Here is a 19,169-nt window from a genome sequence, read left to right as displayed (position 1 = left end):
GGGGAGCACGTCAAGCCCGTTCAGGTGCGCCCCATGAGTTCGTGCAGGGCCTCTATGACCTCGGCATGGCGATAGGGCTTTCCGAAAAACCGGGCATGCCTCGGCAGTTCCTGGCGTCCCGGGCGGATCCGCCCGGACATGACGATCACCGCCGCGTCCGGGTACCTCTCATTCGTGATCCGGGCCAGTTTGACGCCATCGATCGACCCCGGCAGCTCGATGTCGGTGAGGAGGGCCATGATGTCTTGGTGGCGCTCGAGCTCCGCCAAGCCGTCGTCGGCATTGTCGGCCTCGATGACGCGAAAACCCGCCTCCTCGAGTTCGTCGACCATGACCATGCGGACGAGTGCCTCGTCCTCGACGACCAGAACCGGTGGGTTCCTTTCACTGGCGCTCGACGACATCGTCAATCCTCCGCGGCTTTCGACGCAAGGTGATGAGCGCCGCCCGTCCACGGAATGCCGCAGCCCGCGCCGTGTTCCGTGGACGGGTGCGCCGACGCTGCGACTTGCCCGGGCGACGGACCCCATGCGCCGTGGGTTCCATTGATCCGCGAGCGTGGTGCCGTCGATCCGGCTTCGAAGACCCGCGGCCACGGGTGGACAGGCCCGTCGGATCGCGTCGCGAGGTTGGAGTGAACGGATGCGGTCGCGTCCCCGGTCGGGTGCCGCTGCCGGGTGCCTTTCCGTGACGTGGGTCGCTCGTAGGAGGAGCGAGAGCGGGAACGTTCCCGACGGATGGGAGATCGGATATCGCCTTCTCCGTCCGCGTCGAGCCCCATGAAATCGCGGGGCGCCGGTCTCCCGGGCGCCCCGCGACAAGGTCGCTCCTCGACCATGATTGGCTTGCCGTGCGGGCGTAACGTAACCTTAGCGCCGGTTGATCTAACCCTGGAGCATATCGGGATTGGATCTCATGCAGCGACCGAGCTCACGCACTGTCTCCGAGTTGGACCGCCTTGCCGCGCTGGACGCGCTCGGCGCGGTCGACATGCCGGCCTCGCCATCGCTCGATCGGATCTGTGGCCTCGCCCGCGACATCTTCGGCATGCCCATCGCCTACATCTCCGTGCTCGACGGCAGGACGCAGTGGCTGAAGGCGCGCTGCGGAACCGATCTCTGCGAGACGCGCCGAGCCGATGCCCTCTGCGATCACGCCATCAGGGCGGATGAGGTCTTGGTCGTTCCCGACACCCTCGACGACGAGCGCTTCGCGGGCAATCCCCTGGTCGTCGGCGGCCCCGGGATCCGATTCTACGCGGGAGCTCCCCTCCTGCTTGAACCCGGTTTGCGGCTCGGGTCCCTCTGCGTCGTGGACACCGTGCCTCGCGAGTTCTCGTCCCGCGAGGCGTCGATTTTGGCCAGCCTCGCCGAGGCGGCGACGGACGAGCTGCGTCGGCACCGTGCCGACCTCGACGCGATGGCGCGGCGCGACGAACTCGCCCGCGTGCGCCATGAGAAGGCACGGCAGGACGAAGACCTTCTCAAGCAGAACATCCTCCTGTTGCACGCCGAGACCGTGAGCGCCTCGGGGAGCTGGGAGGTGGATATCTCGACAGGGTCGATCACTTGGTCCGACAGCCTCTACCGCCTGATCGGAGCCGATCCGGCAGGCGGTGGCGACCCGGCGCAGCTCTTCCGTCGAGTGGTCCATCCCGACGACCACCACATCCTGGACGAGGCGTTGGCCGCGGTCGCGCAGGTCCGGCCCTTTTCGCTGGAGATCCGCATCATCGACGGCAACGGCGGCACGCGGCACCTGTCGAGCCGGGGCGGTCCGATGGGCAGCACGGGCGGGCGCCCGCCGCGGATGGTCGGCATCCTCACCGACATCTCGGCAGCCAAGGTCGCCGAGGCGGCGCTCCGGGAAAGCGAGGACCATCACCGTCACGCCGTCGAGCTGAGCCCGCAGATCCCATGGATTGCCGATGCCGGCGGGCGCATCACGGAGGCGGGACCGCGCTGGGAGGCGCTTACCGGACTGACGCTGGAGCGGACCCTCGGCGACGGGTGGGGCGCCGCCCTGCACCCGGACGACGTCGAGCGGGCCCGCGACCTTTGGAAAAGCTCCCTGGAGACGCTCCAGCCGTACGACTGCGAGAGCCGCGTGTGTACCCCGTCCGGCGACTGGCGTTGGATCCGGTCATACGCCGCCCCGCGCCTTGCCGCCGACGGCCGAGTGATCCGGTGGTACGGAACCGTGGAGGACATCCACGAGCGCAGGGTAGCCGAGGCGGCGCTCCGGGAGAGCGAGGACAACCATCGCCACGCCGTCGAGCTGAGCCCGCAGATACCTTGGACTGCGGACGCCAACGGCCGGATCCTGGAGGCGGGGCCGCGCTGGATCGAGCTTACCGGGATGACGGTCGAGCGCACGCTGGGCCATGGGTGGAGCGACGCGCTCCATCCTGAGGACCTCGCGGCCACGAGGGAGCGGTGGTCAGCCGCGGTCGGGGCAAGGTCACCCCTGGACACGGAGTACCGCCTACGGCTTCGGTCGGGCGCCTACCGTTGGTTCCGGGCCTATGCGGCGCCGCGCCTGGCGGCGGACGGCTCCGTGATGCGGTGGTACGGAACGGTCGAGGACATCCACGAGCGCAGGACCGCCGAGGAGGCGCTCCGCCAAAGCGAGGCGTTCAGCCGAAGCGTCCTGGACAGCAGTCCCGATTTCGTCGTCGTCCTCGATCTCGACGGACGGGTGCGCTCCATGAACAGGGCCGCCGCGCTGCTCTTGGGCCCGGAGGCGGCAAGCGGGATCTCCGACCGCTCCTGGGCGGACGGCTGGCCGGGAAGCCACCGGGACATGGTCCGGGAGGCAGTCGCCGGCGCTCTCGCGGGCGCGAGCCGGCGATTCTCCGCCCGCTTTCCGGGCCGCTCCGGCCGCGAGGCCTGGTGGGACGTCACGGTGGACCCGGTGCGCGCGGACGACGGCGCGATCACCCACGTCCTCGCCATCTCCCGCGACGTCACCGAGCGCGAGCGGATGCGGGGCGAGGTGGAGGCCGCGCGCGGGCAGCTCGCCGAGGTCCTGGAGAGCACCACCGACAACGTGATCGTCCTCGACCGCGAGTTCCGCGTCTCGTACATGAACCGCCACGCCAGGACCTTCGTCCGCCTGACGAGTTCCCTCGATGTCGGCGGGTGCCTCTGGGACGCCTATCCCGAGTACCTCGAGAGCGACATCGGCGAGCGCTTCCGGCAGGTGCTCGACGGCGGTGGCGCGACCCAGTTCGAGATGTTCGCCCGACGGGCGGGGATCTGGCTGGAGGTTCACGCGTTCCCGGACGGGAGCAAAGGCGTCTCCATCTTCTTCCGCGACGTGACCGAGGCTCGGCGCGCCCGCGAGGAGATCGCCCATCTCGCGCATCACGACTCCCTGACGGGGCTGGCGAACCGAGCGAGCTTCAACAAGGCACTCGAACGGGCATTCCGTGGAGGGGCAGCAGGCGGGGCCGCCGTTCTTTTGCTGGACCTGGACCTCTTCAAGGAGGTCAACGACAGCCTGGGGCATCCGATCGGGGACGCATTGCTCCGGCAGGTGGCGGCGCGCCTGCGCGGGGCCGCGGGCGAGGGGGTCTTCCTGGCCCGTCTTGGAGGCGACGAGTTCGCCTTGGTCATGCCGCGGGAAGCCGGCGAGCCGGCGGTCGCACTGGCACGCCGCCTCGTCGCCAGCTTGATGGGGCTCTTCCACATCGACGGTCACGTGATCCGGCTCGGGGCAAGCGCGGGCGTTGCGGTCGCCCGATCCGGCATCGACACAGCGGAGGACCTCTTCAGGGCCGCCGACGTGGCGCTCTACCGGGCGAAGGCTGCGGGCGGCGGCGTCGCCTGCCTGTTCGAGGATGAGATGCTCGAGCGGGTGAACGCCCGGCAATCCATGAAGCGCGATCTCGCGCTCGCGCTGGAACGCGGCGAACTCGAGCTCGCCTACCAGCCGCTCCTGGACCTCGGATCCGGCCAGCTCCGCGGGGCGGAGGCCCTGCTGCGATGGCGGCATCCGACGAGGGGAGCGGTGTCGCCCGGGGAATTCGTCCCGCTGGCCGAGGAGACGGGCCTCATCTCGGAGATCGGCGATTGGGTCCTGGAGAGGGCCTGCCGGCAGGCGGCGGGATGGCCGCGGGAGATCTGCGTCGCCGTAAACGTGTCCACCGTTCAATTTCGGGGCGACAGTCTCCCGTTGAAGGTGGCCGGAGCCCTCGCGCGCACCGGCATCGACCCGCGGCGCCTCGAACTCGAGATCACCGAGTCCGTGCTCCTCCAGGACAGCGAGCACAACATGCGGATGCTGAGGAGCCTGAGGGAGATGGGCGTGCGGATCGCGCTCGACGATTTCGGCACGGGGTTCTCCTCGCTGTCGTACCTGCGCCTGTTTCCCTTCGACAAGCTCAAGCTCGACCGCTCCTTCGTGAGCGACATCGGGCGCTCGCCGCAGGCGGAGGCTATCATCCGCGCTGCGGGCGAGATGGGACGGGCGCTCTCGATGACGACGACGGCCGAGGGCGTGGAGACGCCCGAGCAGCTCGATTGGCTCAGGGTCAACGGGTGGTCACAGGCTCAGGGCTACCTGATCGGCCCTCCGGTCGAGCCGGAGCGCCTGGAGGCGCTGCTTTTCCCCGCGAAGGGACCGGCCCCTAGTCGGGGAAGGCATCGAGGAAGCAGGCAGCCTGAGATATCTTCGGTGTCACGGGAGACGCGGGCCGCGGCGTCGTGAGCCTCCACCCCGCGCCTCCCGACCAGCGGGGATGCCGCAGGGCACGGCCGGTTGCCGAGCGCTCTCCTCCCTTGCGGGCCGCTCCATGTCGTCTCCGCCCGGCTGCGGGCCGCGACATCGTCCCGGTCGGGCGAAGGGATTTCGGTCGGTCGCTTGCGGCGTTCGCCGGCAGCCGGACGGCTGCCCCGAGGCCGCGCGAAGCCCGGGGCAGCTGCCCGCATTCGGAGCGCATTCGGCATGGGGCCGCCGTCGCGGATGACCAACCCCGGTGCGGTCGGGCATGCCCGAGGTGTGGATCGGCGCGCACCTTCGATGCTGATCGGCGCGGTGACCCATGGAGGGTGTTGAATCCAAGTCGATCAGGATGCCTCGCCGAGCAGCACCCATGGATGTCGCGGGCGGCGCGCTGCCGCGTCGGTGACCTTGGCGTGCGCTCTACCCAGCCTCCCCACGTGCCGCCGACCCGGTGAGGAATGCCCTCTCCTGACCCGAGCCGTCCGACATCCAGTTCGGCGAACGCTCGGACTCGAAGCACTCCTCCCAATCGGAGGGATCAACCAGGATCTCGGAATTTCCGAGGACGAGGCTCTCCTCGAGGTCGCGCATCTCCTCGGGCGTGCACTCCCGCCAGATCCGGCCGTCGGGCGCCTCGACCTGCGCCGCCGCAAGCTTCCAGGTCCGCCTGTCGAATGCCCAGCGGATCTCCACCTCGGCCGCTTCGTCGGAGAATGGATGCATCCAACCCTCACAGGCCACAAAGCGGGGCTTCGAGGCGTTCTCCCGCACGCGCACAGCCGCCTCGAGCCGAAGCTCGCGGTCCTTGAGGATGCGCACGCCGCGAGCGGGATCCCTGCGGATGCCGTCGGCGAGCAGCATGGCGACCAGCGCCTCCTCATCCCGTGGTTCCATCCTTCCCGATCCCCGTTCGAGCGGGATCAGGAGCGTCCCGCACCTGTCGAGGATCGCCGGAGGTCGCGGGGAGCGCAAGCGCCGCGGTTCGGCTGGGACGCACCTGCGGGCCGACAGCCTACGACGGAGGTTAACCGAAGGCGGCGCGGCTGCTAGCCTGTCGCCCGTTCGAAAGTCGAATCCGAGGGTTGATGGGAATGTCTGCTGCCGGTGCCTGGATCGCGCTTCCCGATGTCGCTGACCTCCAGCTCGTTTCGCTCCTCGTGCCGATTTCCAAGCACGTCCGCGCGCTCCTCGACCTCAAGCTTCAGGACATCGGGTTGGAGGTCGGGCAGGATCAGCTGCTACTCGAACTCAGCCGGGAGAAGACCCAAAGAAGCAGTAAGCTGGCAGAGAAGCTCGCCATTCGCCCATCGACACTTTCGAAAATGGCGGACAAACTCGCCGCGAAAGGGTTCGTCATGCGCGAGAAGACGCCTGACGATCGCCGCCTGACCATTCTCAGGCTGACGGAGGAGGGCGGCCGGATGAAGGACCAAGTCCGCCGGATCCACAGCTCGCTGAACGACGAATTGGCGGTTGACCTCCAGGTGGGCGAGAGCGGGAGGGCACTGGAGGCCTTGACCGCGATTGCAGACACCCTCGCCAGGCGGCTGGCTCGCCTGCGCTGAGCTGAGGAAAACGCGACACCACGAAATTGTGGGCACCGGGTTTCACCGACTCTGCCACGTTGTGGGTGTCGCCTCGCAGCAGCGAAGGATCACCCTGCCGAGGGCGCCTCTCGATCGCGGCAGGCAATGGCATCCTTCGTCGGCACGAGCGCGACACGCTATCCGTCGAGGGGGATCCGGAGCGTCGCCTGAAAGCCCGGCGGGCTCCACGCGAACGAGGCTTGGCCGCAGAGCTGCCGCTCCACGACGTTCTTGACCATCCGCATCCCACCCTCGAAACGGGGCGGCTCGCCGATCGCGCCCGCTCCCCGCTCCCGCCAGTCCAGGCGCAGTCCCTCCGGCTCGGTGGACCAGCCAACCTCGACGAAGCCGCCGGGCTTCGAGAGCCCGCCATGCCGCAGGGCATTGGACATGATCTCGTGAAGCACCAGGGACAGCGGCTGGACAAGCAATGCCGGGAGGAGGGCCGCCGTCCCGCTTGTCCGCACGCGTTCGCGCATGTGAGCCGGGATCTCGCCCGCCAGCAGGGCGCCGACGTCGGCCCCCGTCCATCCGGAGACGGCAAGAAGGCGGTGGGCGCGCGCCAGAGCGGCAACGCGTCCGCGGATCGAGGCGGAGTATTGCGCCGGACTTTCGGAACGGGAAAGGTTGACGATGCCCTGTACCAGGGCGAGAGCGTTCATCGCCCTGTGGTCCACCTCCTTCAGGAGGAGGCGCTCGGCGATCTCGAGCTGCTCGGCGCGGCGGCGGGCCGTGACGTCCTTCTGCGAGGCGAAGTAGTAGAGCAGTAGGCCCGCCTCGTTGCGCACCGGGCTGATAACGAGCTGGTTCCAGAAGCTGCTGCCGTCCTTGCGGTAGTTGAGGAGTTCCACCTCGAAGTGATCGTTTCCCGCCGCGAGCTCGGCCCTGATCGCCTCGACGTCGGCCGGATCGGTGTCGACCCCTTGAAGGAAGCGGCAGTTCCGGCCCAGCACCTCCTCGGCGGCATAGCCGGTGAGTTCGAGGAAGGCCTCGTTGGCGAGGATGATCGGGTTGTCCGGCTGCTTAGGGTCTGTGATGACCATCGGCATGCGCGTGCGCTCCATGGCGACGAGCGCCAGCTCGCGCCGGTCGATCAGCACCTCGCGACGGGCCGCGACGGGTGCGTCGCCCTTGAACGACGGGTTCGGATCGTCGGACATCATGTACGCCCCCGCTTGTTGCCCCAGCGGGAAAGGGATGCGGACAAGCCGTTGTCGATGCTGCGTTGTCCCCGCCGCGGTGGGACGTAGGGCGAAGTCGTGTCGTCGCAAAGGATCTGGTCGCGGATGTGCGGAAGCTGGCGATGGATGGTTGCTGTCGCGGGATCCGGGCGACGGATCGTCCCGCTGGCCCGATGCAGGCAGTCCGCCGCGTCGATTGCGAAGTCGAGCTGGTTTTTGCGGGACAGCCCGTTCAGTGGAGTTACCGTTATGATCGGCATGAAAGCCGCGTGCCGGCCTCCAGCATGCGCGGCATGTGGGTTTGTTTCGCCGCCATGCGCGGGGCCGTCCTCACCATCAAGCGCGTCATCCGCCGCGGAATGTACTGTCTCATCCGGGGCGCCGTCCGTTGGGAATTTGAACGGGTGCTTGTCTCCTCGGGCTTCTCCGCCTATCCGCCGAGACGGAGCCGCGCGGGCGGGGAGTGCGACCTCGGCAGATCGGTCGGGTTCGATGGGGAGAGCCGCGCGGAACTGGAATGTTCACGTTTGACGAGATCGAGGACTTCCTCGGTGCCGAAGCCAGAACCTACGCCGAGAACAAGCGGCGCGGCGGAGACAACAACGAGGGCGGTCACGAATTCGAACGCCTGCACGTGGTATCCGAGATCGCACGTCTTGCTGCCGAACACCTGGATCGGATCGAGAACCAAGCCAACACCCTCCTGCACACCCAGGTTCACGGCTTCGTCGACGACTTCGCGATCGAGACGGACGGCCTTCACGTTCTCGCCCAGATCAAGGACGTCACGGAACTGTCCTGGACTTCGGGCAGGCGCCCCATCGCGGAAGACTTCCGGTTGGCGCAGAAACTGGCGGACCGCAAGGGCGTCGATGTCGAACTCAGGCTTGTCGTGTCCAGGCCCGGAGTGCTCGCCGCCCTGCAGCGAACCCGACCGGACGACTTGGGCCGCGTCGTTCTCACGCAGCATCCGAGCGGCACGATTCCAAGCGATATCGAGAGCGTTCCTCGCTTCGTGGACAATCTCAAGGTGATCTGCTGGCCGTTCGCGGATCGGTCTTCGGTTCGCAACACCAGCGAGTTCATCCTGTCAGCGTGGCTTCAGCACGGAGGATCGGCGCCGCTCGCGGCGGTGCTGGCGATCGCGAGCGAGCGGTCGGAGTTCGTCGTCCGGACGCTCGAGGAGGATTTTGCCCTCGATCCGGACGTGTCGAACATCCTCGGTGCGGTGGAGGACTTCTCGTTTGCGATCCGGGGCACGACCTTCGCATACAGGTGTTTCGGCGGACTCTTGAAGGGGACGGCCCCGTTCGGGTGCGGAAGCCCCGGCTGGACCCGGTTCGAGGATGGCTTGCGGAGCCTGTCCGAAGCAGCCGAGAACGGCCCGCCACTGAGCTTTCGCGACTTGCTGCCTTTGCTTACGGAGCGACAGGGATGACCGGAAGGAAGCTCCGCTTCGGGGCGGGGGAGGAAAACGCTCCCCTGTTGTCCCTTGGCCTCGAGGCCTTGGTCGACCCGTCGTCGGACAGGGAGGCGTACCAAAGGGCGCTCGATGTCCTCGGTTGGGGACTCGCCGTCAGGCTCGCCTCCCGGGAGATCGACGTTCGCGGCAGGACTTGGTACGTGGCGGCGACCGCGGAGGATCTCGACGGTCTGGGCGCGGGTTTCATCCGGGGCCTGAGGGAGGCTGGGGCGACAGTTGCCGTCGCATGCCTGTGGATACATAGGACCCAGGTCCACACGCCCGAGCCCGTCGACGTCGCGCAGATTGTGCGCGAGTACGTCGAACCCCCTCCCTCGAGGGTCGATCACTTCGTTGCCCTGAAGTCGATCATCGCGAGCTCGTGCGTGATCAGGACGAGCATCCTGCGCATGCTGACCGCCTTCGAGCCGTCCAGCATCCACGTGGTCGCGCCCGTCATCCTGGCCGGTGCCGAGGAGCGTCTGGAGTCGCAATTCCCCGCTTCTGTCGCCCGGCGGTTCAGGTACCTGGCCCTGGCGGAGGACAGTGTCGTCGACGAGCTGGGCAACGTGCGGCCCGGGGTGGGCGGCAACGTCTACCAACGCTTGGGCTTCGACAATCAAGCCGACAAGAACGCGTTCTTCCCGAACTTCCTCACGGAGATCATGGGGAGCGCGCCAGACCGCAGTCGTCGCTCCTCGTCGAACGGGCCGTGACGGCTTCGCCGGATGCGCGGGATTGCCGTCGTACCTGCCGATCGGCGAAGCGCGCGGGCCGGCACGAGGCCAACTTCTTGCCGGCCACGGGCTCGGGGCCGCCGTGTCGATTCCGGAATGGGGCAGCTGTGATCCAGGCCAAGTGGGCAGGACGGGACGATCGATCCGAAACCGTCCTGCGAGCGCGCGGCCAGCACGCCGACGGGAACCCGTCGCATCCGGACGATCTCCCGGCAAAGGCCGCCGATCGACATTCGCGCTTCGTTGCTTGCCTTTCTGGTGCCTTGCCTTGCTCGTGTCCACAATGGCCGCATGGGTGCCTGAGGAGGGATGCGGTCATGCGGGAACGGACATTCGAGATCGACAGGATGTACCGCGGCGGGACAGAATGTCTGGTCGAGGGGGTGAAGTATCCCGGCGACCCTCACCGCAGGTGTCGCCTGACGGTGAGCGCGGACGGGTTCTCCTACAGGGTGGAGGGCCACCTCAGCCCCTTGCATGCCGCCGAGGTGGCCGCCTTGCTGCCAAGGCCGCATGCCGGCATCGACGGCATCGAGGCCGGAATTGTGGGATATGGCGCGGGGGACTGGCGCCTGACCGTCGAGGGATGCCCGCCATTCTCATGCCTCACCAGCGGCGCTACCTATCCGGTGGCCGGGTTCGGGGTCGCCGAGCCCATGGCGGCCGATCCGGATGAGGAGGTCCCGGAGTTGGCCGCGCCGCGCTTCCGCCACTGACGGGAGCGGTGGTGCGGACGGGCGCGCGACGGTCGGTTCCGAAGGTCCGGGCGACCGCTCCGACGCGCGCGCGGAAGGCATATGCTTCGGGTCCTTGACGAAGCAGGGCGAGCGTCAGCCTGGGGCTCGTGACCGCCGGGGCAGCTGCCGAAGTGGCCAAGATCGACATCGGGTGGCGGCGGGGTTCCCGCCCAAGAGCGATCGGCACCCTCCATCCAGGCTTCGGATGTGGAATGTCTCCGGTATCGTTCTTCGTCCGAGTGCGATCGAGCAAGGCGCGCCAGCTCTGGCCGAAGCGCGAAGCCTGGTCGACCGCTTCCAGTCCATCGTTCGTCGCAAGGCCGAAGCCGATCTCGACCCCTGGCTCAAGGACGCCGGCTCCAGCCTGATCGCCTCGTTCGCCCGCGGCATCGCCAAGGATCTTGCCGCCGTGCGTGCTGCCGTCACCGAGCCCTGGTCGAACGGCCAGACCGAAGGACACGTCAACCGCCTGAAGCTCATCAAACGCCAGATGTACGGCCGAGCCAAGCTCGACCTTCTCGAAGCGCGCCTCCTCGGAGCGCCTTGATCGTCATCGAGACTGCGTCAGACCCCCGTTTGGACGCCGTTTGACACCCGTCCACAACGATGAATTCCTCGCGGCCGGCTGCGGCCTCGAAGCAGCGGTCGTAGTTGGTCGTGAAGATCCGCACGCGCGCCTTGCGGGACGGCCGCCGCGCGATCCGTCGCAGGAAGTTCGCGTGCGTGTCGAGGGTGACGTCCGCGGCGAGGAAGTCGACGGCTTCGAGGATGACCCCTTCCGCGATGGCCAGCAGCCTCTCCTGTAGGATGCGGACGGGTTCGGGAGCGAGTTCCGTCGCAAGCTTCGCCCGGGACAGGACGTGCTCAAGGTTTTCCTCGCCCTCGGCCACGTTCGCTGCGGCCGTGAAAGCGGACCAGCGTCCGCGCTGGTCAGGCAGGGGATCGGCGGCGTCGAGCCGGGCGAACTCGGCCCTGACCCGCTCAAGCAACTGCCACATCGTTGGCGCGAGCCTCTCGTCACCGCGCCTGACGCAGAGCGACGTGCCAAGCCCGGAAAGAACGACGAGATTGGCCGAGCGCACGGCCTGCGACAGGTGGCGGGCGGTTTCCTCGGCGCCGATGCCGCCTGCATCGCCGTCCTCCCCGGCTCCGTCGACCTCAATCCACTGGCGCGATGTTCGGCTCGTCCTGATTCGCAATCGATCGCCCTCCGCCGGAGCAGCGAAGCAATCGGTGGCGGCCGGCGCAAGCTCCAACTGGCAGCCCCAGCAACGCGGATGGGGCTCCCCGGATCTAAGGACCACGGCGGTCTTGGATCCTTCCATGCGTGACGGAGATTCGGTTTCAGAAGACCTTGGGCGCAGTTGAAGGGGAACGCTGACGACGGGGTCGGGTGGAAACCCGACTGTCCGCATCCTGGCGTGATCGGGCTCTAGCTGCCGTTTGGCTCAGCGCAAAAGAACGGGCCCAGGGTATGGCCGCCTGAGCTGACGGATGCCTTCTCTCCAACCGGATTTTATGATCGGGACCTGGACACCGCTCGCGACAGACCGCTTTGCCTGATCATGTTCTGAGAAGGGCGAGCACGCGCTTTGCGTTGTCCGCGCAGTCGAGCCCATCGGGACGGTTCTCGATCCCGTCGATTACGGCGACGAGCTGCGCCTTCCTTTGCGCCAGTTGCTGCTCGAGCGCGGCGATCTCCTCGACCTTCCGCTTCATGGCGGCGACGAGCCCCTCATGCTGCCAGCCCTGCGACCCTGTCGGCAGCAGGTGGCGGACCTCGTCCAGTGAGAAGCCCGCCTGCTGGGCACTCGTGACGACGAGGAGAAGCGCCTCCGCCTCCGCCGAATAGCTGCGATAGCCGTTGGGTCGTCTTTCCACGGGGCCAAGCAGCCCGGCGCTCTCGTAGAAGCGGATCCGGGACGGCGTGAGCCCCGTGCGTTTGGCCAGCTCGCCGATCCTCATGCGTATCCCGACACCGTGTTGACCTTCAACCTCGCTTGAACGTTATGGTCGCGGCTGGGTCAAGCGGACTGCACCGCTCGCCGTCGACAGGCGCTCGGGTTCATCCGTCCACCAACCGCCAATCAAGGGAGCGGCACATGGAATACGTGACTACGAAGGACGGCGTCGGTCTCTTCTACAAAGACTGGGGGCCGCGGGACGCCCCGGTGATCTTCTTCCACCACGGATGGCCGCTGAGTTCCGACGACTGGGACGCGCAGATGCTGTTCTTTGTGAACCAGGGCTTTCGCGTCGTTGCCCATGACCGCCGCGGTCACGGCCGCTCCGAGCAGATCTGGGACGGCCACGACATGGACCACTACGCCGACGACGTCGCCGCCGTCGTCGACGAGCTCGGCGTCCAGGGCGCGATCCATGTCGGTCATTCCACAGGCGGCGGCGAGGTCGTGCGCTACGTCGCCCGACACGGGGAGGACCGCGTCGCCAAGGCAGTGCTCGTCAGCGCCGTGCCGCCCCTGATGGTCAAGACGGAAGGCAACCCGGACGGAACGCCGAAGGAGGTGTTCGACGACTTCCAGGCGCAGCTTGCCGCCAACCGCGCCCAGTTCTACCACGACGTGCCGGCGGGTCCGTTCTACGGCTACAACCGCCTGCTGACCAAGTCGTCCGAGCCGGTCGTCCTCAACTGGTGGCGGCAGGGCATGATGGGGTCGGCGAAGGCGCACTACGACGGGATCGTTGCGTTCTCGCAGACTGACTTCACCGCGGATCTTCGGAGCATCTCGATCCCGGTCCTCGTCGTCCACGGCGACGACGACCAGGTCGTTCCCTACAAGGCGTCGGGACCGCGCTCGGCGGAACTGGTCCGGAACGGCACGCTCAAGACCTACAAGGGTGCGCCCCACGGCATCCCGACCACCCATGCCGACGAGCTGAACGCCGACATCCTCGCCTTCGCCCGGAGCTGACCGGGCCGGCCTGCAAGCCGCACGTTCGGGCGCGATCGAACGATCCGTGCTCGAGCGTGTCCGACAACCTCAGCCCAGGGCCATCATGACGAAGCGCATCCTCCACGTCGTCACCAACGTCGCGCACTACGACGACCCCTCGAGGCCGACGGGTCTGTGGCTGTCCGAGCTGACCCATGCATGGGACACCTTCGCCGTGGAGGGCTTCGAGCAGAGCCTCGTCAGCCCGCTCGGCGGACACGTGCCGCTGGAGCCCCGCGCCCTGAGGTGGCCGCTGCTCGACCGCTCGGCCAAGGCCTGGTAGGGCGATCCGGCTCGGATGGCGCTGCTGGAGACGACCGGACGCCCCGACGAGATCGACCCGGCGGAGTTTGACGCGATCTATTTCACGGGTGGCCATGCGGTAATGTGGGACTTCCCGGAGAGCGAGGGCTTGCAGGCCCTGACCCGTGCGATCTGGGAGCGCGGCGGCGTCGTCTCCGCCGTCTGCCACGGCTATTGCGGGCTCCTCAACGCGCGTCTCGCCGACGGGACGCTGCTCGTCGCCGGCCGGCGCGTCACCGGCTTCTCCTGGACGGAGGAGGTGCTGGCGGGCGTTGCCCGGCACATGCCCTACAACGCCGAGGCGGAGATGCGGCGACGCGGGGCCCACTACCGCAAGGCAGCCATTCCCTTCCTGCCGCATGTGGAGACGGACGGTCGCCTGGTGACAGGCCAGAACCCGTTCTCGGCCCACTTAACGGCGAGGAAGGTCGTGGAGCTGCTCCAGGCGCCGTCCCAGTAGACGGACGCGACATTGCTCCAGCGAGTTACCGTACCGCGGCTGCCGCCTTCCTGTTCCGCGACCAAGCTACGAGGTCGGTGAAGATCGGCTTCAACGCGTAGGCGGCCTCGGTCAGCTCGTAGTCCACCCTGGGCGGGATGGTGGCGAACGCCGTCCGGTTGACGAGCCCGTCCGCCTCCAGCGCACGAAGCTGCGCCGTCAGCATGTTCTGCGTGATGCCAGACAGCGTGCGGCGCAGCTCGCCGAAGCGCTTCGGGCCGGAGAGGAGCACGAACAGGATGTCGATCTTCCACTTGCCGATCACCGTGTTCACCACCCGGCGGAACTCGGCGACCTCCTCAATCGAGGGAATGCAGACGGCGTCATGCCCAGAACTGCCTATGGTATCCATTTTCAAACCAGGTTCGATTTTCTTGCCTACTTGAGAAAGAATACCGTGGATCGGACATCGGGACCATCCCGGCATCGCACCCGCGACCGCCCAACCGATGGACCTCTCCGATGGCCCGCGCCAACTTGATCCTTCTCGCCTGCCTGTCCCTCGCAGCCTGCCACACCACGGGCTCCGACCGCTCCATTGCCTACCCCTCGGCGCCGCCGATCTCGGCCATGCCGTTCTGACCCCCACACGTTCAGGAGATCGCAGAGATGAAGGCGCTGATGCTGACCCGCTACGGCGGCCCCGAGACGATGGAGCTTCGCGACGTGCCGAGGCCCGAGCCGAAGGCTGGCGAGGTTCTCGTCCGGGTCATGGCGGCCGGCCTCAACCCCGTCGACTACAAGATCCGCGAGGGCAAGCTGCGGGCGGTCTACCGCTGGCGCCTGCCGGTGGTGATGGGCGGTGAACTGGCGGGCGTCGTCGGGGCCTGCGGGGAGGGCGTGACGGAATTTGCGCCCGGCACCCGCGTGTTCGCCCGCATGGACAAGACCGCCATGGGCGCCTTCGCCGAGTACGCCGTCGTGCCGGCCCCCCTCCTCGCCCGGATGCCGGAGAGCCTGCCCTTCGAGGCGGCCGCCGGCGTGCCGCTGGCGGGCCTGACGGCGCTCCAGGCGCTGCGCGACGAGTTGCGCCTCGAGCCCGGCAGCCGGGTCTTCATTCCGGGCGGCGCGGGCGGCGTCGGGACCTTCGCCATCCAGATCGCCAAGGCGCTGGGAGCCAACGTGACGACAACCGCCTCGCCGCGGGGCCGGGCTCTGGTCGAGAGGCTCGGCGCCGACGTCGTGATCGACTATACGACCCAGCGCTTCGAGGACCATGTCCGTGACATGGACGGCGTGTTCGATCTCCTCGGCGGCGAGACGCTCGACAAGTCGTTCGGCGTCGTAAAGCGCGGCGGAACCGTCGTCTCGATTGCGGGCATGCCCGAGCCCCAGTCGGCACGCAAGGACATCGGACGCGGCGGTCTCCTGCCAGCCCTGTTCTGGCTAGCGAGCCTGCGCACGCGAGGCCAAGCCAGGCGGCACGGTGCCCGCTACCGCTTCCTCTTCATGCGCCCGAACGGCGCGGAGCTCGCCGAACTCGGCTGCATGATCGGAGGCGGCCAACTCGAACCCGTCGTCGATCGCGTGTTCCCGTTCGAAGAGATCCGGGAGGCGTTCGCATATCTCGAAGGCGGCCGGGCAAAGGGGAAGGTTGTCGTCCGCTTTCGGGAGGCGGCGTAGTCCCATCGACGGGTCGGGAAGGGTCCAGGCCGTGTCAAAACGTCGAGCTGGGTTGTTGTTTGACGTTTAGGCATTGATCGCCTTGACTGGGCACTGAGAGACGGCGCTCTGCGGCTGTGTTTTGCGGTCATGGGGGGACAGGACGATGCGGTCGGCTCGCGTGATGGGATGGAGCGAGACGTCGTAGCCGCCTGATCAGCCTCTGATGGCGGCGAGGAGCCTCTGGCTGCCCATGATGTTCAGGACCCGCGTCAGATTGTAGGCCAGGACCTGGAGTGCCATCTCGGCCGACACACGCGGTAGCGTCCGGGTCAGAAAGTGGGTGGCGCCCATCCGGGCCTTCAGCGTGCCGAACGGATGCTCGACCGTCTCGCGCCGCACTCGCATGGCCAGAGGATCGGCATCGAGCCGGCGCTGTACGGTCTCCAGAACGTCCTCGTGTTCCCAGCGCGTGACGCGCCGCTCCTTACCCGTCGTGCAGTCCGCCTTCAGGGAGCAAGCCTGGCAGGCGTTCGTCCAGTAGCGGCTGAGCGTCATGCCGTTCTCGACCGTCGTGTATCGGTAAGGGAGCGTCTCGCCCGCCGGGCAGCGGTAGGCGTTCTCGTCGTGGCGGTACAGGAAGTCTTCCTTGCCGAACCGTCCCGCCGCCTTGGCGCCCGACGTCATCGGACGCGGCAGCGTGACGGCGATGCCGGCGCGCTCGCAGGCCAGGATCTCCTCACCGGAGTAGTAGCCCCGGTCGGCCACGGCCTCGAGCCGATCGATCTGGAGCGCCTGCTTGGCCTGCTGCGCCATGCCGCTGAGTTGGGCCCGGTCCGATCCTACATTGGTGACCTCGTGCGCCACGATCAGGTGATGCTCGGTGTCCACTGCTACCTGGACGTTGTAGCCGACCATGCCCGACCCGCGTCCGCTGGTTGCCATCGAGCGGGCGTCCGGATCGGTCAGGGAGACCTGACGATCGGGCGCCGCCGCCATCTGCGTCTCCAAGCCGGCGAGGCGCTCCATCTCCTGACCGAGGCGGGCGATCTTCTCGTTCAGCCGAGCGACCTTGGCGGCGAGTTCGGGTGTCGGCTCCTGGCGGTCGGCCGTGTCGAGCTGAGCCAGATAGCGTGAGACACTCTCCTCGATCTGCTCACGGCGCCGCTCGAGCTTGGCTTTGGTGAAGTTGCGGTCGCGGTTGTTGACCGCCTTGAACTTCGAGCCATCAATCGCGACGCGCGTCCCCGTCAAAAGACCCATCTCGCGGCACAGAGCCACGAAGCGAGCGCAGACGCGTCCAATGGCGGAGCCGTTCTGCCGACGGAACTCGGCAATGGTCTTGTGATCGGGCGACAGCCGCGCCGTCAGCCACATGACCTCGACGTTGCGACCGGCCTCGCGCTCTAAGCGCCGACTGGAGGGAATGCGGTTCAGGTAGCCATAGACGTAGAGCTTCAAGAGAGCCGAGGGATGATAGCCGGGCCGTCCCGTCGCGGCCGCTTCGACACCCTCAAAACCGAGAGAGCCCAAATCCAGCGCATCGACGAAGACGTCGATCACCCGGACCGGGTTGTCATCTGCGATCCAGTCTTCGAGGCAGGGTGGAAACAGCGTCGCTTGTTCGCGATCGGCACCGACAACGAAGCGTCCCATGCCACCCTCCGGTCAACCCGAACGAGCATAGCATGGGTGGGGTTTTGACACAGCCAGGGTCGACAGCAGTCGATGAGTTCGAAGCGTCCGTCCTGCTCAAAGGCCCACGCGGAGAATTGCTTAATCGGCAGCTTCGAGATCTGGGCAGTAGCCGTGCCGTCCTCCCTCAAGGACGGCCGTACTGCATGTCACCGATCATGTCCCCCGCGTGCGGAAGAACTCCAGCTCGGCGCGATAGCCGCTCGTCGCCATAGGTTGTCCACAGGGCAAGGCGGGACGACGTGTCGAATCGATCGCGTCATTGACTCTTCGCTCCCTACGGACTTAGCCTGGTGACCATGCGACAGTCTCTCGCCCACATGCGGACTTGCCAGCGCCCCTCCGGCGCCTCGCTTCCGCGCGTCGCATCCACCAAGCCGCCCATACGCTGACCGCTTCACCCTTCCGAGGTTGACGGACGCGAGGCGATGCCCCGTCCGATGCGGAGCATGCCCATGCGCGCCGAGCGGTCACAGCCCAGCGTTCCATCCGAACCCGGCGGCCACCCGTCGACCACGCCCCGTGCAGGGTTCGAGGCCCGGCACCGTCCCCTGCGCTGCGTGGGCGAGGCGGCGTTCGCGTCCGCTGGCGGCGGACGTCGCGCTGCTCCTCGACGTCGACCCATGCGTCGATCGCTGGCGGTGCCGCGTGGCGGTCGGCGACGCCGGCCTCGTGGCGGACTTCGAGACGTGGGGCAGCCGCGGCCGGGAGTTCCTGTTCGTGGCAGCCGACGGCGCCTTGTCGTTCGCTTCTGCTCCCTTGGAGCTTCCGCCGAACGCCAGGGTCGTCGGCCCCGACGACGTCGATCCAGTCAGGCTGGAGAATGCAAGGGCGATCTTCCCCCATGCCCGCTGGCGCGTGACCCTGGACGACCGCGTCAGGCTCCTCGCCGCGCTCGACGAGGAAGGCTCTGTCACCCTCGCGGACTGCCTCGGCATCTTGAGGCACACCTCGCGGCCGGTCGCCGCCGTGGCCGCGCTGGCGCTTGCCAGGCTGGTCGACCTCGACCTTGACGAGCCGCTCGGCGCGAGGACGCGGGTCATACGCCGCCAGGCCTGACACCTCCGCATCCCTTCCCTTCCTTCGTGTCCGTCCGCATCGCGGTCGGCGACCGGAGACTTTTCGTCATGGCGATCTTCGTCCCGCCTTCCGGCGCACCCCTCAACCTTCAAGACGAACTCGAACGTCTCCGCGGCGTCGTCGCGGACATGGAGGCGCTGGCCAGGGGCGAGCACCCCGGGCATGCCCTCCTCGCCGACGCCCCGATCCTCGATGGTTGGGCACTCGGCTCCCGTACCGTCCCCTGCCTCACTGGCGTGGTCGCCGGACACTCCAAGATCGGGACGGGTAGACTCGTGATGACGTCCGAACTCTGGATCCTCGCGCCCCCGTACGGCTACGCGCGCACCCTGTCCCGTATCTACCGTCTGGGTCGCCCCAGCACGCGCAACGGGAGGAGCGACGCATGACCCGGCTCGACGACTTCCGCTCCTTCGACGACTTTCCGGTCTCGCCTCGCGGCACACCATTCGACCTGACCGACTTCGTGACCACGTCCCTGGGTCGTGTCCCTTGGCGTGGTGTAGCTCGCGAAGGGCCACCACGGTTGCCGGCTTGGGCCGGGCAGATCAGACTGCGAGGGTTGGCAGGCTGACGAGGGGATCATCGCCGATCGGGGCGATGCTTTC

General features: G+C 67.6%; 17 protein-coding genes and 2 pseudogenes. 11 read left to right on the top strand and 8 right to left on the bottom strand.

Annotation, left to right across the window (positions count from 1 at the left end):
- Positions 1-20: 20 nt before the first annotated feature.
- Entirely contained in the window at positions 21-404 is a 384-nt protein-coding gene (locus FZN60_RS18315; RefSeq protein ID WP_158874953.1) for a response regulator, read from the bottom strand.
- Between the two features lie 511 nt (positions 405-915).
- On the opposite strand from FZN60_RS18315, the gene FZN60_RS18310 reads away from it, so the two are divergent.
- Positions 916-4,710: an EAL domain-containing protein gene (locus FZN60_RS18310; protein WP_158874952.1), complete on the top strand. Its 3,795-nt coding sequence runs from the start codon at positions 916-918 to the stop codon at positions 4,708-4,710.
- Between the two features lie 435 nt (positions 4,711-5,145).
- Here FZN60_RS18310 and FZN60_RS18305 read toward each other — a convergent pair whose 3' ends face one another.
- Complete coding sequence (locus FZN60_RS18305; RefSeq protein ID WP_158874951.1) at positions 5,146-5,586, bottom strand: hypothetical protein; 441 nt, start codon at positions 5,584-5,586, stop codon at positions 5,146-5,148.
- A 230-nt stretch (positions 5,587-5,816) separates the two neighbouring features.
- Between FZN60_RS18305 and FZN60_RS18300 the strand changes: the two genes are divergently transcribed.
- Entirely contained in the window at positions 5,817-6,290 is a 474-nt protein-coding gene (locus FZN60_RS18300; RefSeq protein ID WP_158874950.1) for a MarR family winged helix-turn-helix transcriptional regulator, read from the top strand.
- Between the two features lie 158 nt (positions 6,291-6,448).
- Here FZN60_RS18300 and lov read toward each other — a convergent pair whose 3' ends face one another.
- Positions 6,449-7,474 carry a blue-light-activated histidine kinase gene (lov, locus tag FZN60_RS18295; protein ID WP_158874949.1) on the bottom strand — a complete coding sequence of 342 codons (1,026 nt, stop codon included), beginning with the start codon at positions 7,472-7,474 and terminating at the stop codon, positions 6,449-6,451.
- Positions 7,471-7,752, bottom strand: a complete 282-nt coding sequence (locus FZN60_RS18290) for a hypothetical protein (protein ID WP_158874948.1) — start codon at positions 7,750-7,752, stop codon at positions 7,471-7,473. The genes lov and FZN60_RS18290 overlap by 4 nt, the downstream gene beginning before the upstream one ends.
- Positions 7,753-8,009: 257 nt before the next feature.
- On the opposite strand from FZN60_RS18290, the gene FZN60_RS18285 reads away from it, so the two are divergent.
- The 4 genes and pseudogenes from FZN60_RS18285 to FZN60_RS18270 form a co-directional block, all read left to right on the top strand.
- On the top strand, positions 8,010-8,930 hold the full coding sequence (locus FZN60_RS18285) for a hypothetical protein (RefSeq protein WP_158874947.1): 921 nt from the start codon (positions 8,010-8,012) through the stop codon (positions 8,928-8,930).
- On the top strand, positions 8,927-9,670 hold the full coding sequence (locus FZN60_RS18280; protein WP_158874946.1) for a hypothetical protein: 744 nt from the start codon (positions 8,927-8,929) through the stop codon (positions 9,668-9,670). Before FZN60_RS18285 ends, FZN60_RS18280 begins: the two co-directional genes overlap by 4 nt.
- Positions 9,671-10,008: 338 nt before the next feature.
- Positions 10,009-10,407, top strand: a complete 399-nt coding sequence (locus FZN60_RS18275) for a hypothetical protein (protein ID WP_158874945.1) — start codon at positions 10,009-10,011, stop codon at positions 10,405-10,407.
- Positions 10,408-10,666: 259 nt separating this feature from the next.
- Positions 10,667-10,975, top strand: a pseudogene (locus FZN60_RS18270) (transposase); the annotation flags it as partial.
- Here FZN60_RS18270 and FZN60_RS18265 read toward each other — a convergent pair.
- Positions 10,908-11,753 carry a hypothetical protein gene (locus FZN60_RS18265; protein WP_158874944.1) on the bottom strand — a complete coding sequence of 282 codons (846 nt, stop codon included), beginning with the start codon at positions 11,751-11,753 and terminating at the stop codon, positions 10,908-10,910. The pseudogene FZN60_RS18270 and the gene FZN60_RS18265 sit on opposite strands and share 68 nt — an antisense overlap.
- 238 nt (positions 11,754-11,991) lie before the next feature.
- Positions 11,992-12,393, bottom strand: a complete 402-nt coding sequence (locus FZN60_RS18260; protein WP_158874943.1) for a MerR family transcriptional regulator — start codon at positions 12,391-12,393, stop codon at positions 11,992-11,994.
- Positions 12,394-12,530: 137 nt separating this feature from the next.
- Between FZN60_RS18260 and FZN60_RS18255 the strand changes: the two genes are divergently transcribed.
- Both FZN60_RS18255 and FZN60_RS18250 read left to right on the top strand, forming a co-directional pair.
- Entirely contained in the window at positions 12,531-13,361 is an 831-nt protein-coding gene (locus tag FZN60_RS18255) for an alpha/beta fold hydrolase (protein WP_158874942.1), read from the top strand.
- 85 nt (positions 13,362-13,446) lie between these two features.
- Positions 13,447-14,145 (top strand): annotated as a pseudogene (locus FZN60_RS18250) (type 1 glutamine amidotransferase domain-containing protein).
- Between the two features lie 25 nt (positions 14,146-14,170).
- Here FZN60_RS18250 and FZN60_RS18245 read toward each other — a convergent pair.
- Complete coding sequence (locus FZN60_RS18245; RefSeq protein ID WP_158874941.1) at positions 14,171-14,536, bottom strand: winged helix-turn-helix transcriptional regulator; 366 nt, start codon at positions 14,534-14,536, stop codon at positions 14,171-14,173.
- 257 nt (positions 14,537-14,793) lie between these two features.
- On the opposite strand from FZN60_RS18245, the gene FZN60_RS18240 reads away from it, so the two are divergent.
- On the top strand, positions 14,794-15,807 hold the full coding sequence (locus FZN60_RS18240) for an NADP-dependent oxidoreductase (RefSeq protein ID WP_158874940.1): 1,014 nt from the start codon (positions 14,794-14,796) through the stop codon (positions 15,805-15,807).
- A 195-nt stretch (positions 15,808-16,002) separates the two neighbouring features.
- On the opposite strand, the gene FZN60_RS18235 is transcribed toward FZN60_RS18240, so the two are convergent.
- Positions 16,003-17,442, bottom strand: coding sequence for an IS1182 family transposase (locus FZN60_RS18235; RefSeq protein WP_158874939.1), 1,440 nt, complete (start codon positions 17,440-17,442; stop codon positions 16,003-16,005).
- Positions 17,443-18,129: 687 nt separating this feature from the next.
- Here FZN60_RS18235 and FZN60_RS18230 point away from each other — a divergent pair.
- Positions 18,130-18,540: a hypothetical protein gene (locus tag FZN60_RS18230; RefSeq protein ID WP_158874938.1), complete on the top strand. Its 411-nt coding sequence runs from the start codon at positions 18,130-18,132 to the stop codon at positions 18,538-18,540.
- A 68-nt stretch (positions 18,541-18,608) separates the two neighbouring features.
- Positions 18,609-18,950: a DUF6634 family protein gene (locus tag FZN60_RS18225; RefSeq protein WP_158874937.1), complete on the top strand. Its 342-nt coding sequence runs from the start codon at positions 18,609-18,611 to the stop codon at positions 18,948-18,950.
- Positions 18,951-19,169: the final 219 nt, after the last annotated feature.

Source organism: Antarcticirhabdus aurantiaca (genome assembly GCF_009765365.1).
Lineage (GTDB): Bacteria > Pseudomonadota > Alphaproteobacteria > Rhizobiales > Rhizobiaceae > Antarcticirhabdus > Antarcticirhabdus aurantiaca.
The sequence above is the reverse complement of the archived record's forward strand: the minus strand, read 5'-3'. Positions and strand labels throughout refer to the sequence as shown.